The following is a 12,187-nucleotide window of genomic DNA, read 5'->3' as shown; positions in this document are numbered from 1 at the left end:
GGCTTCCAACGCCCCCGGCACCGAGCCCGACCCACGCCGACCGGCGCCGTGAGGTGCACGATGCCAACTCCCCCACGGCCAACGGCCCGTCACCACGCAGGCATCCGCCTCATCCACGCCGCGCGGTTCGCCCCTCGGCCCGCTCCTCGGCCCGTCGGCGTCGGTACTCCGCCGCCCTGGCCTGGTAGTTCCGGTGTTCCTGGGCGTGGTCCGGCGGGAGGTGCGGGGCGTCCTGCGGGGTCGTGGCGAAGAACCGTTCCAGCCCGGCGTTGGCGCCCGCGGCGAATTCTCCGGAGCGGGGGAACATCGTCGCCTCGTAGCGGGCGAGTGCTTCCTCGACGGTGGCCTCCTCGTGGAGGGCGTGCGCGAGTTCCGCGCCGTCGAGCAGGGCGAGGTTGGCGCCGTGGCCGCCGAAGGGCGCCATCAGGTGGGCGGCATCGCCGATCAGGGTGACGCCGGGGACGCGGCCCCAGGTCAGTGGGGCGGGCAGGGCCCAGAAGGAGCGAGGGACGTAGTCGCCGTCGTTGTCGGTGAGCAGCGGGCGCAGGTCGGCGGACCAGCCGCCGAACTCCCGTAGCAGGAAGGCCCGGACGGCCGCGCGGTCGGCGAGGTCAAGGCCGGCCCGGACGTGCCAGTCGGGCTGGGCGCGGAACGCCACATAGCCGCGGACCACGCCGCTGCTGTTGCGTTGGACGATCACCGCGCGACCGTCCCCGTCGGTGGCGAACAGATGCCCGTTACCGACGAGCGCGGCGACCTCCGGATGCCGGGCGTCGACGTCGTCGAACCGGACGTCGAGGAAGGCGACCCCCAGATAACGCGGCACCGCGTCGGTCAACAGGGGCCGCACCTTCGACCAGGCGCCGTCGGCCCCAATGAGCAGATCCGCCTCGGCGGTCGCGCCGTTGGCGAACTCCAGGCGGTGCACCCCGCGGTCGATCGGTGTCGCCTGGACGAGCTTGTGGCCCCAACGGACGGTCCCGGGGCGCACGTTGGAGTGGAGCATGGCCCGCAGTTGCCCGCGGTCGATCTCGGGCGCGGCCGCGTCCCCGTCGTCGGGGACGAACGCGGCGAGCACGGTGCCGTGGTGGTCGCGGCGACTCTTGGCCTGCCCTTCGAGGCGCGCGAACGCCATGAAGGCATCCATCAGCCCGGCGTCCTCCAGGGCGATCTGGCCGGAGTCGGCGTGCAGGTCGAGCGTCCCGCCGGGGTCTCGGGAGTCCACGGATTCGTCCGCGTCGTAGACGGTCGGCTCGATGCCGTGGTTCTGGAGGATGCGTGCGCAGAGCAGCCCGGCGGGTCCGCCGCCGATGATCGCGATGCGTGGATTGGCCGTCGTCATGGGGTCCCTTCCCTAGGCGCAGGTGTAGCGCCTCTCGGCAGGCGCTGGTGTAGCGCCTCCTCCTTCACCGTAGGGCCAACGAGCACAAAAGTGCAACAGCTCAACTTTTCCACTTGGTCAACCTTTACCGCCCCGCGACACCACCTCTCCCCAACTCCACCTGATCAGGCAATATTGACAATCCAGGTTGAACATATTTAGCGTGCAGAGCATGAGCGAACGTCGCGACGACCTCCGGACAGAGCAACTCCGCATGCTCATCGAGGCGATGACGCTGCCGGACCAGGCGGCACAGGCATGACGGGACCCGCCATACGCCCGCACGCAGCGCGCCGCACCGCGGACCACGGTGGATCCGGCTTCGACCGGAAGTTGATCGCCCCGATGGTCCTGGGCACGATCCTGAACCCGGTCAACTCCTCGATGCTCGCCGTGGCCCTGATCCCCATCGGGCAGTCCTTCGGCGCCCCGCCCGCGCAGACCGCCTGGCTGGTCTCCGCGCTCTACCTCGCCACCGCCGTCGGCCAACCGGTCATCGGGCGGCTGGTGGACTCCTACGGACCCCGCCTGCTGTACCTGATCGGCACCACACTGGTGGGCATCGCCGGCCTGTTGGGAGTGTTCGCCCCCACCTTGGACGTACTGATCCTCTCCCGCGTTCTCCTGGGATTCGGTACGTCGGCCGCCTACCCCGCGTCGATGTTCCTGTTGCGCGCCGAATCGGACCGCACGGGCCTGAAGAGTCCCAGCGGCATCCTCGCCACGCTGTCCGTCTGCGGTCAGGTCATCGCCGTCGTCGGCCCGACCGTCGGCGGGTTGCTGATCTCCGCGGGCGGCTGGCATCTGATCTTCGGCATCAACGTGCCGCTGTCCGCCGCCTGTCTGGTGCTGGGCGCGCTGCACCTGCCGCGCCTGGCCACCCTCAAGGAGGTCAGCGGCGTCCGTCCCGCACGGCGGACGGACGTCGCCGGGATGGCGCTGTTCGCGGCCACGCTCACCGCCTTCATGCTGTTCCTGATGGACCCGCGGGTCGGCACCTGGTACCTGCCGGTGCTCGGCACGGCGGCGGGCACCGCGTTCGCCGTGCGGGAACTGCGCACGCCCGAGCCGTTCGTCGACCTCCGGGTCCTGCGCGGCAACGCCCCACTGCTGGCCACCTACGGCCGGCAACTGCTCGCCTACACCACGTCCTACGCCTTCCTGTACGGCTTCACCCAGTGGCTGGAGGAGGGGCGCTCGCTCAGCGCCAAGGCGGCCGGGTTGCTCCTGCTGCCGATGTCGGCGGTGGCCGTGGTGATCACCGCGATCACCGGCCGGCGCGCCGCGGTCCGCGGCAAGCTGGTCGTCGGAGCGGTGGTCCAACTCGTCGGCTGTACGGCCCTGTTGTTCGCCGACTCGGCAAGCCCCCTGTGGCTGCTGGCGCTCATCGCCGCCGTCGTCGGCGTCCCGCAAGGGCTCAACGGCCTGGCCAATCAGAACGCGCTGTACGCCCAGGCCGATCCGGCCCGGATGGGGTCGTCCGCCGGGCTGCTGCGCACCTTCACCTACCTCGGCGCGCTCGCGGCCTCGGCCGCCAACGCCGCCTTCTTCCGGCACGGCGTCACCACCGACGGCCTGCACCACCTGAGTTGGCTACTGCTCGTCGCCGCCGCACTGTTCCTGGTGGCGAGCGTCGCCGACCGCTCGCTGCACCGCATCGGCCGGTCCGGGGATACGACAGCCGATGTTGATCCCGAGGCCGATGACGTCGGCTCGTCTCCCGGGAGTCGGGCGGCCGGCCGTTGATCGGCATCCGGGCCCGGCCCAGGTCCGTGCCTCCGCACCATCCCACGCCACACGAAACACCCAAGTACCAGCAATCAGCCAAGTACACGCAATCAGCAAGCAGTTCACGTAGCGAGAGAGACCCCACCATGACCGTCAGCACCCTTGACCCCAAGACCGCCCTGGTCGTCATCGACCTGCAGAACGGCCTGCGGGGCGTGCCGGGCGCCCCGTACTCCCTGGGCGAGGTGATCGAGCGGAACGTCCAGCTCGCCGACGCCTTCCGCGCCCGGGAGTTGCCCGTCGTCCTGGTCCGCGTCAGCTTCGCCCCCGACGGCTCCGATGTGGTTCCGGGCCGGACCGAGGAGCCTCGCCGCTCCCAGACCCCGCCCGCCGGCTGGGACGAGATCGTGCCCGAACTCGCCGGCCACGCGGGGGACATCACCGTCACCAAGCGCAACTGGTCAGCCTTCTACGGCACCGACCTCGATCTTCACCTGCGGCGCCGGGGCGTCACCCAGATCGTGCTGACGGGGGTGGCCACCAGCATCGGCGTGGAGTCCACCGCCCGCACCGCGCACGAGCACGGCTACCACCTCACTCTGGCCACCGACGCCATGACCGACCTGGACGCGGACGCCCATCAGCACAGCATCGGCAGGATCTTCCCCCGCCTCGGCGAGCGCGGCACCACCGAGGAGATCCTGGAACTGCTCGCCAAGACCCACGGCTGATCCTGGCGTTGGGCGGCTGCCCCTGGCTTCCCCCAAAGTCCGGGAGGGCAGGGGCGGCCGCTACGCCCGTTCGTCGAGGAGGCCGGCCACCAGGTCGTGGGCGTAGCCGGCTTCGAGAGGACCGGGGCGGAACAGGATGCGGTACATCATCGGGGCCACGACGTGGTCGAGGACCACGTCGACGTCGGGCGTCCGCTCGCCCCGGTCGGTGGCGCGGGCGAGGATGACGTCGATCTGGTCGGCCGCGTAGGCGGAGCACTGGCCGGCGTTGCTGCCGTCCGGGTCGCCGAGCAGTGCGTCGCGGATGTAGGCGCGGCCGGGCGGCGACGCCATCTCGTCGAGGAAGTGCTCCGCCCACGTTCGCAGGTCGGAGGCGAGGTTGCCGCGGTCCTCGGGCGGAGACTCCGGGCGCAGGCGCTCGACGGCCACGTCGGAGAGCAACTCCCGCAGATCGCCCCAGCGCCGGTAGATCGTCGACGGGGTGACACCGGCCCGTGCGGCGACCAGCGGCACGGTCAACGCGTCGCGGCCCAGCTCGGTTTCGAGTTCGCGCACCGCGGTGTGGACCGCTTCCTGGACGCGGGCACTGCGGCCACCGGGGCGCACCATCGGTCGGGGACTCATACCATCACCCTAAGCCCTTAACGCAAAACTCTTGCGTCTAGTGGGCGTGGGGCGCGAGCGGCTCGCCCGTCCGGCCTCACGCCGCCACCGGGGCGAGCGCACGGGCCGGCTCGGACTGCTCGTAGGCGTGGCCGGCCCGCAGCAGCACGGGCTCCCCGAGAGGCCGCCCGAGCAACTGCATGCCGATCGGCATGCCCGCCCGGTCGTGGCCCACCGGTATCGAAAGCGACGGCAGTCCGGTGACGTTGGCGGGCGCGCAGAGCCGCACATAGGCGTCCGAGACGCTCTCGACCGTGCCGTCGGGCCAGGAGATCGTCTCCTGGTCGGCCGGTACGGCGGTCATCGGGACGGTCGGGGCGGCGATCACATCGACCTCTGTCAGCAGGCGCTCCCACTCCTGGCGCATCAGGGTGCGGGCGCGCTGGGCACGTACGTAGTCGCCGGCGGGCATCAGCGTGCCGGCTTCGAGGAGGATGCGGACGTCGTCGCCGTAGTGGTCGGGAGCGGTCCGGAGGGTCTGCTCGTGGTAGGCGGTGGCCTCGGGGACCATCAACCCCCAGTGGGTCGCCTGGATATACCGGGTCAGGGGAATCTCGACCTCGACGAGCCGTGCGCCGAGCGCCTCCAACTGGCCGACGGCGCGCCGGACCGCGGCCTCGACGTCCGGATCGACCCGGTCGAAGAAGTAGTTCCGGGGGACGCCGACGCGCAGTCCTGTCAGATCGGTGCCGCTGGGCGGGAGGTGTTCGGCGAGGGACGTGGTCAGAGAGGCGGGGTCGCGCGGATCGGGGCCGGCCAGCGTGGACAGGACCAGGGCCGCGTCCTCGACGGTGCGGGTGAGCGGGCCGACGTGGTCCAACGACCAGGAGAGCGCGGTGACTCCGCGCCGCGGGACCAGGCCGTACGTCGGCTTCAGGCCGACGATCCCGTTCAGCGCGGCGGGTACCCGGATCGATCCGCCGGTGTCCGTCCCCAGGGCGAAGCCGGCGGCTCCCGCGGCCACGGCGACGGCCGAGCCACCGCTGGAGCCGCCCGCGGTCCGGCTCAGGTCCCAGGCGTTGTGGGTCTGAGGGGTGGTCAGTCCGTAGGCGAACTCATGGGTGTGGGTCTTGCCGACGAGCACCGCTCCGGCCGCCGCCAGGCGTGCGGCGACCGTGCTGTCCTCGTCCGCGCGATGGCCGCCGCGGACCCGGGAACTGGCCGTGGTCGCCATGCCGGCGACATCGATCATGTCCTTTATCCCCATGGGGATTCCGTGCAACGGGCCGCGGAACCGGCCGTCCGCGGTCTCCCGTTCCGCCGCGCGCGCCGAGCGGCGGGCCCGCTCCGCGGTGACGGTCACGTAGGCACCCAGTTGTGGCTCGACCTGCTCGATGCGGTCGAGCACGGAGTCGACCAACTCGACGGGCGACAGCTCCCGGGCGCGGATCGCGTCCGCCGCGGCGGCGAGGGAGAGCTCATGCGGCTGCATCGGACTTCTCCTCCCCCACGCGGTAGGAAGCGGCGGGCGGGACATCTGCGAAATCCAGCTCCCGCAGGGTCGAGACGACGGCGTGGATGTGGGCGGCGACGGCCGCCACCGCGTCGTGGCGATCGTCGGGCAGCGGAAGCCCGGAGCGGGCGGCCCAGCGGGCGGCCTCCGGAGGCGTGAGCGTGGCGGCAGGCAAAGGCATGGGGGCGTCTCCTGATCGTTCCGTCGCTCCGTTGCATGGTGTGCGGGCACACCCACAATCAAAAGCTAACTGTTTGCTTTAACCGACGATAGCCTCTACTCTCGACTTAACGCAAACGGATTGCTTTTAGTTTCCCGCTCGCGCCCCGCTCCACGCCGGCACGACGAACCAGCCGGACAGAGCATGGAAGAGCGAGAAGGAAAGGACGCATGATGCGCACTCCCCCCACTACCGAAACCGCCGGCCGCACCGGTCCCGCCATCCCCTCGTGGACCGTCGGCGACCTCACCGTCCACCGCATCGACGAGACCCGCCTGCCACAGGAGACCGGCCCCTGGCTGCTGCCGAGTGCCACACCGGAGGTGGTCGACGAACACGACTGGCTACGCCCCGACTTCGCGGACGAGGACGGCATCCTCCGCCTCTCCACCCACAGCTTCGCCCTCACCGTCGGCGGCCTGCGCGTGCTGATCGACACCGGGATCGGCAACGGCAAGACCCGCGCCAACCCCGCCTGGCACGACCTCCACACCGACTACCTGGAGCGCCTCACGGCAGCCGGTTTCGCCCCCGAGAGCGTCGACCTGGTCATCCTGACCCACCTGCACGCCGACCACGTCGGTTGGAACACCCGGGCGCAGGGCGGCACCTGGGTCCCCACCTTCCCCAACGCCCGCTATGTGGTCTCCCGAGCCGAGCGGGAGTTCTGGGCCGGGTACGCGATGGACGAGCCGCGCCGGCAGATGTTCCGCGACTCGGTGCTCCCGGTCGAGGAGGCCGGGCTGCTCGATCTCGTCGACGTCCCGCCCCAGGGCGTCGAGGTCGCCACCGGGCTGCGGCTACTGCCCACCCCCGGGCACACCCCGGGCCATGTCGCGGTGGAGATCAGCAGCCAGGGCGCCACCGCGCTGGTCACCGGCGACTGCACCCACCACCCCGTCCAGTTCGCCGACCCGGCCATCGGCAGCTGCGTCGACATCGACCCCGCCGAGGCCCTGGCCACCCGCCGCGCGCTCTTCACCGCACTCGCCGGCAACGAAACCCTCGTCCTGGGCACCCACTTCCCCCCACCCACCGCCGGCCGCGTGGTCCCCACGGGCACCACCTACCGACTCGCCCCCGTCCCGCCGAGCGACATAGCCCTCGGGTGACCTCCGCTCCCTGGCCTCAAGGCCGGGGGCGGCCACCACACGGCCCCGACCAACCGCCAAGAGGCAGACCCTTTCCTCCAGTTCGGTATCCGTGCGGTTCGATCCACTGGCCGACCGCGTGGATAGCGTTGTTGGCCGGAGAGCGGGGGCGGGATGCGGGTACCCGCCGTTACGCCGCGCGGCTTCGGTTGACTGATCTCTCCCTACACGACCGATCTCTCCCCACACGTCCGGCTCCGTGTGCTCAGCTCCGCGCGTCCGACTCCGCGCGTCCGGCTCCGTGCCCGGAGACACGTGTGGTTCGGCCCTACGGCCGGCCGCGAATGCGGAATGCGGAATGCGCCGCTCTCAACTTCGCGCTCTGCCGCGGGGCTTGGTCCCTATGGCCGGCGCCCCCGGGAGTGCGCCGACAACCGGCCAAGGCCGCGCGCCCTTGTGCGCGCGGCGGTTACAGGCGGTCGACCAGGTACTGGGTGGCCAGGCTGGTGACGGACACCACCAGCCACAGGCAGCCACCGAGCAGGAGTGGTGCGGCGCCGGCTCGGCGCAGTTTGGAGGGTTGGGTGGACAGGCCGATCGCGGAGAGGGCGACGGTGATCAGGAAGACCGCGAGCGTGCTGAGCGGACCGTGCACCGCGGAGGGGATGAGGCCGGCGGTGTTCACGGCCGCCAGGGCGAGGAAGCCGGCGAGGAACCACGGCACCAGCCGACCGACGCGCACCCGGCCGGGAAGTTCCTGCCCCGAACCGGCGGCGCCGGCACCGGCGTCGGCCATCCGCGCGCGTCGGCGGGCGAGGGCGGCGAGGCCGAGGCAGATCGGAATGATCAGCAGTGTGCGGGCGAGCTTGACCACCACCGCGTAGTCGGCCGCCCCGCTGCCGTAGGTGGTGGCTGCCGCGACGACCGACGACATGTCGTTGACCGCGGTGCCGGCGAACAGGCCGAAGGCGTGCTGACTCATGTCCAGCAGATGCCCGAGGACGGGGAAGGCCAGCACCGCGGCGACGTTGAAGACGAAGATCGTGGAGACGGCGTAGGCCACCTCCGCCTCGGCCGCGCCGATGATCGGTGTGACCGCGGCGATCGCGGAGGCGCCGCAGATGCCGGTGCCCACGCCGATCAGGGTGCGCAGGTCGCGGACGACGCCGAGGCGGCGTCCGATGAAGTACGCCGCCGCCAGGCAGGCTGCGAGGGACACGATCATCACGGGCAACGAGCCGACACCGACCCGCAGCACCTGCCCCAAAGACAGTTGCGCGCCCAGTACCACCACCGCGGTCTGGAGCACTCCGCGTCCGGCGAAGGCGATGCCCGGTCGCATCCGGTCGCCGGGCCGCGCCAAGACCGCCACCAGCACGCCCAGCACGATCCCGATCACCGGTCCGCCGATCACGGGCGCCAGTCGACCCAGCACGGTCGCAACCAGAGCGACGGCGCCGGCCAAGGCGAGCCCGGGCAACCGGTCGGCGAGGGCGGCGCCGCGCCATCGAGCGGTGGCAACGCGGGGCAGGCGGATGGTCTCCGACCGGGTGGGGCTGGCGTCCTTCATGATCACCACTCTGGGCCGCCCCGCGCTCGCTCTGTAGCCCTTGATCGAGCAGGAGCTCATAGCCCTGGCGTATGACCGACACATACGCTACGGCTGTGACAGATTCCCCCACGTCAGATCGCCCTGCCCCTCCCCTTCCCGCTCACCTCCCCCTGCGCACACCCGACCTGGAGTCGCTGCGGCTCCTCGTTCTCGTGGCCGACCTGGGGAGTCTGGGCCGCGCGGCCGAGCGGCTACGGATATCCCAGCCGTCCGCCAGCCGTCGACTGTCGACGCTGGAGCGTGGGCTGGGGCTCGTGTTGGTCGACCGGACGCGGCGCGGCTCCCGGCTGACGCTGGCCGGGCAGGTCGTCACCGGACATGCCCGCAGCGTCCTGGACGAGTTGGACGGGCTGCTCGCCGGAGCTGGCAAGCTGCGCGACCGGCGGGAGGCCGAACTGCGCGTCGCGGCGAGCCTGACCATCGCCGAGTACCTGCTGCCGGTCTGGATCAGCGAGCTGCGCGGCCGCCGACCGGAGTTGTACATCGGGCTGCAGGTGACCAACAGCGAGCACGTGCCCGAACTGGTCGAATCGGGCGAGGCCGACGTCGGGTTCATCGAGGGTCCGCACCTGTCCCGGGTGATGTCCACGCGGCAGGTGGCCGAGGACCGGCTCGTCGTCGTGGTCGACCCCGGTCACCCGTGGGCGCGACGCCGCGAGCCGCTCTCGGCTCGGGAACTGTCCCGAACGCGGCTGGTGTTGCGGGAGAGCGGCTCCGGCACGCGCCAGACCCTGGACCGCGCCCTGCACCTGGCCGGCCATGACCGGGCCCGGCCGTTGGTCGAGCTCGGTTCGACGGCCGCCGTGCGTGGCGCGGTGATCGCCGGCACCGGGCCGTCCGTCCTGAGTGAGCTGGCCGTCCGAGGAGACATCGCCGAAGGCCGCCTGACGGGCGTCGACGTGGCGGGCATCGATCTCACGCGCGATCTGCGCGCGGTCTGGCCCACCGGTCGACGGCTGGTGGGACCGGCGGCCGAACTGGTCATGGTGGCACGGCAGGAGAACGCCGGCTGAGCCTCGCCACACCGAGGTGGTGTGCAGGTGACCTTCTGGTGGGCCTCGGTCGAGTCCTGTGCCGGGCGGGCCGGGTGGGCCGGGCAACGAGCTGCGCACAGCACGGTTGACCGGGGGTCGCGGCGCGCCCTCCGCACAACACGGCCGCCCTCGCGCCTGGCCCGCGGAGCGTGCTCCGTCCGGCCGTTGCTCGCCCGCGCTGCTGGGGCACTGCGGCCAAAAGCGGCCGCTGCCGGCGTGATGGGACAAGGCGTCAGCTTGCCGGAGTCCGATCCCGGTCGGTGTGGGCCTGGTCCGGTTCGCGTACCAGGCGGGTGGCTGCGAGGGAGAGGACGGCGGCGGCGGTCGCGACCCAGGGGGCCAGGCGGACGCGTCCGGCGTCGGCCAGGGCTTCGGCAAGGAGAGGAAAGGTCCCGCCGAAGAGGGCGACGGAGAGGGTCAGGGGCAGGCCCATGGCCACCACGCGGATGGGTACGGGGAAGAGGCGGGCGAAGAAGACGTTGGCGGTGGCGAGGGGGCCGGCCAGGCAGGCCAGGACGAGGGTCGCCGCGATCCACGGCGGAAGGCGCCCTGCGCCTACCGCCGCGTAGGCGGGGACCGTGGCCAGCGCGGTGAGCAGCAGGCCGACGCGGAAGACCGGCCGGGCGCCGACCCGGTCCGCCAGCGCTCCGGTGGCGGCCATCATGACGAGGAGGATCAGCAGCGGCGCGACCATCGCCGTGGTGCTCAGCGCGTCGGCCGCTCCTCCGGTGTGCCGTACGTACTCCGGCAGGTAGGTGATGGTCAGGTAGTAGCCCGAAGTGAGGCCGGCCGTCATGAGGAAGACGGCCGTGGCGTTGCGTCTGACGGGGTGCCAGGAACGGGCGTCCGCTCTGCCCCCGCGCTGGCGGCCGGAGCGGGCGAAGGCCAGGAATTCCGGGGACTCCGCGGCCCAGCAGCGAACGAGTGCGGCGGCGGACCCGAGCAGCCCGCCCACGGCGAATCCGACCCGCCAGCCGCCCTCGCGCAGCCCCTGCGGCCCGAAGTAGGCGAGTAGACCCGCCAGCGCCAGGTAACACAGCATCGTGCCGAGGATCACGCCGCCGTAGGCGATGCCGCTGTAGAGCATCCGGCGCCCCGGCGGAGCCGTCTCGGTCACGTACGCGGCCACGGTGGAGTTGTCGGCGCCCGCGACCAGGCCCTGGAGGATGCGCACCAGCACCAGGAGCGCCACCGAGCCCACGCCGAAGCGGCCGGCGGTGGGCAGGGCGGCGAGGGCGAGGCTGCCGGCCGCCAGTACCACCATGGAGAGCAGCATGAGCGCCCGGCGGCCTTGTCGGTCACCGAACCGGCCCAGCAGCACGCTGCCCAGTGGCCTCGCCAGGAAGCCCACGGCGAATCCGCTGTAGGAAACCAGCGTCCCCGCCGCACCGGGCGCGACCAACTGGCCGGAGAAGTACGGGACCAGCAGCGCGTAGAGCGTCCAGTCGAACGTATCGACCACGCTCCCCGCGGTGGCCGCCCACAGGCTCCGGCCTCCTGCCGTCCGCACGTTCCCGCTGCCCTCCTGCCTGTCGGTTCCCGCCGGTTCCCGCAAGACGCCCCGCGCCTCCCTCATCTGCCCGTTTTCCGTGCGCGCGTCCCCCTTGCTCCAACTCGACATCGGCGAACGGCCCGTCAACCTGAAGTCCGGGAGCGCAGTGCGCGGGAGCGCGCGGCGCTTGTGTGGTGGTGATGGGGGCGAGCGGGCGTGTGCGCACGGGTGAGGAGCCGTTCGGGAACTGTGGGAACTCGTGACGCGACACGGTTCGTGGGCGTCGCCGACGGATCAGTGAGCAGACGGGTTCGGGGAGGGCTCCGTGCGTGTCGTCGCGGGTCTCCCGACGCTTCTCGGCCGGCCGGACCGGTGCGTGAGAATCGGGTGTCAGAACGGCAGTGCGCGGTCTGCGTAGGCATGCATCGGTTCGCTCCTCCCCGGCTCCGTCCGCAGGCCGTAGTCGTGGAGTCCGAGCCGCTCGGCAACCGCGCGGGAGCCGGTGTTGTGCGCGAGGATCCAGGCGATCACGGGCAGCTCGGGGCCGTGCTGCCCGGCGACGCGGAGGGCGGCGCGGCTGATCTCCGTGGCGTAGCCCTTGCCCCAATGGGCGTGCCGTCGGCGGCGCCGCGCCGGCACGGTCGAGATCGGCAACGCCACCGCTCCTACCTCGACTTGCGACTCCTCGTGATCAACCTCGGCTTCCGCTGGCGGAGTTGGTGCGCGGAGACCAACGAGTGAGTCCCAGATGACACCGCGTGAGCCCCAGAGCACCACACCAC

The 12,187-nt window shown here is 71.8% G+C and carries 11 protein-coding genes; 4 read left to right on the top strand and 7 right to left on the bottom strand.

Annotation, left to right across the window (positions count from 1 at the left end; genetic code table 11):
- Positions 1-109: 109 nt before the first annotated feature.
- Positions 110-1,342: an FAD-dependent oxidoreductase gene (locus ACIQU6_RS26700; protein ID WP_403484208.1), complete on the bottom strand. Its 1,233-nt coding sequence runs from the start codon at positions 1,340-1,342 to the stop codon at positions 110-112.
- Positions 1,343-1,639: 297 nt separating this feature from the next.
- Here ACIQU6_RS26700 and ACIQU6_RS26695 point away from each other — a divergent pair, with 297 nt between their 5' ends.
- Complete coding sequence (locus ACIQU6_RS26695; protein ID WP_403484207.1) at positions 1,640-3,127, top strand: MFS transporter; 1,488 nt, start codon at positions 1,640-1,642, stop codon at positions 3,125-3,127.
- Between the two features lie 128 nt (positions 3,128-3,255).
- Positions 3,256-3,840 (top strand): isochorismatase family protein, encoded by a 585-nt coding sequence (locus tag ACIQU6_RS26690; RefSeq protein ID WP_403484206.1) that lies wholly within the window; start codon positions 3,256-3,258, stop codon positions 3,838-3,840.
- Between the two features lie 60 nt (positions 3,841-3,900).
- Here ACIQU6_RS26690 and ACIQU6_RS26685 read toward each other — a convergent pair whose 3' ends face one another.
- From ACIQU6_RS26685 to ACIQU6_RS26675, 3 genes are all read right to left on the bottom strand, one after another.
- Complete coding sequence (locus ACIQU6_RS26685) at positions 3,901-4,464, bottom strand: TetR/AcrR family transcriptional regulator (protein WP_403484205.1); 564 nt, start codon at positions 4,462-4,464, stop codon at positions 3,901-3,903.
- 76 nt (positions 4,465-4,540) lie between these two features.
- On the bottom strand, positions 4,541-5,935 hold the full coding sequence (locus ACIQU6_RS26680) for an amidase (RefSeq protein WP_403484204.1): 1,395 nt from the start codon (positions 5,933-5,935) through the stop codon (positions 4,541-4,543).
- The gene (locus tag ACIQU6_RS26675; protein ID WP_403484257.1) at positions 5,922-6,131 is read right to left on the bottom strand and encodes a hypothetical protein; all 210 of its coding nucleotides are present in this window, start codon (positions 6,129-6,131) and stop codon (positions 5,922-5,924) included. Before ACIQU6_RS26675 ends, ACIQU6_RS26680 begins: the two co-directional genes overlap by 14 nt.
- Before the next feature lie 218 nt (positions 6,132-6,349).
- Here ACIQU6_RS26675 and ACIQU6_RS26670 point away from each other — a divergent pair, with 218 nt between their 5' ends.
- Positions 6,350-7,288, top strand: a complete 939-nt coding sequence (locus ACIQU6_RS26670) for an MBL fold metallo-hydrolase (RefSeq protein WP_403484256.1) — start codon at positions 6,350-6,352, stop codon at positions 7,286-7,288.
- A gap of 448 nt (positions 7,289-7,736) precedes the next feature.
- On the opposite strand, the gene ACIQU6_RS26665 is transcribed toward ACIQU6_RS26670, so the two are convergent.
- Positions 7,737-8,837, bottom strand: a complete 1,101-nt coding sequence (locus tag ACIQU6_RS26665) for a YeiH family protein (protein WP_403484203.1) — start codon at positions 8,835-8,837, stop codon at positions 7,737-7,739.
- Positions 8,838-8,908: 71 nt separating this feature from the next.
- On the opposite strand from ACIQU6_RS26665, the gene ACIQU6_RS26660 reads away from it, so the two are divergent.
- Positions 8,909-9,892, top strand: a complete 984-nt coding sequence (locus tag ACIQU6_RS26660; RefSeq protein ID WP_403484202.1) for a LysR substrate-binding domain-containing protein — start codon at positions 8,909-8,911, stop codon at positions 9,890-9,892.
- A 253-nt stretch (positions 9,893-10,145) separates the two neighbouring features.
- On the opposite strand, the gene ACIQU6_RS26655 is transcribed toward ACIQU6_RS26660, so the two are convergent.
- Together ACIQU6_RS26655 and ACIQU6_RS26650 are read right to left on the bottom strand one after the other, a co-directional pair.
- Positions 10,146-11,423 carry an MFS transporter gene (locus ACIQU6_RS26655; RefSeq protein WP_403484201.1) on the bottom strand — a complete coding sequence of 426 codons (1,278 nt, stop codon included), beginning with the start codon at positions 11,421-11,423 and terminating at the stop codon, positions 10,146-10,148.
- A 372-nt stretch (positions 11,424-11,795) separates the two neighbouring features.
- Entirely contained in the window at positions 11,796-12,059 is a 264-nt protein-coding gene (locus ACIQU6_RS26650) for a GNAT family N-acetyltransferase (protein WP_403484200.1), read from the bottom strand.
- Positions 12,060-12,187 lie beyond the last annotated feature (128 nt).

Source organism: Streptomyces sp. NPDC090442 (assembly GCF_044769405.1).
In the GTDB taxonomy this organism is placed as follows: Bacteria; Actinomycetota; Actinomycetes; order Streptomycetales; family Streptomycetaceae; genus Streptomyces.
The sequence above is the reverse complement of the archived record's forward strand: the minus strand, read 5'-3'. Positions and strand labels throughout refer to the sequence as shown.

Excerpts from the sequence above, each read along its gene's own strand:
- ACIQU6_RS26670 (WP_403484256.1), top strand. The coding sequence starts at position 6,350 with ATGCGCACTCCCCCCACTACCGAAACCGCCGGCCGCACCGGTCCCGCC.
- ACIQU6_RS26700 (WP_403484208.1), bottom strand. The coding sequence starts at position 1,342 with ATGACGACGGCCAATCCACGCATCGCGATCATCGGCGGCGGACCCGCC.
- ACIQU6_RS26680 (WP_403484204.1), bottom strand. The coding sequence starts at position 5,935 with ATGCAGCCGCATGAGCTCTCCCTCGCCGCCGCGGCGGACGCGATCCGC.
- ACIQU6_RS26665 (WP_403484203.1), bottom strand. The coding sequence starts at position 8,837 with ATGAAGGACGCCAGCCCCACCCGGTCGGAGACCATCCGCCTGCCCCGC.
- ACIQU6_RS26685 (WP_403484205.1), bottom strand. The coding sequence starts at position 4,464 with ATGAGTCCCCGACCGATGGTGCGCCCCGGTGGCCGCAGTGCCCGCGTC.
- ACIQU6_RS26690 (WP_403484206.1), top strand. The coding sequence starts at position 3,256 with ATGACCGTCAGCACCCTTGACCCCAAGACCGCCCTGGTCGTCATCGAC.
- ACIQU6_RS26695 (WP_403484207.1), top strand. The coding sequence starts at position 1,640 with ATGACGGGACCCGCCATACGCCCGCACGCAGCGCGCCGCACCGCGGAC.
- ACIQU6_RS26660 (WP_403484202.1), top strand. The coding sequence starts at position 8,909 with ATGACCGACACATACGCTACGGCTGTGACAGATTCCCCCACGTCAGAT.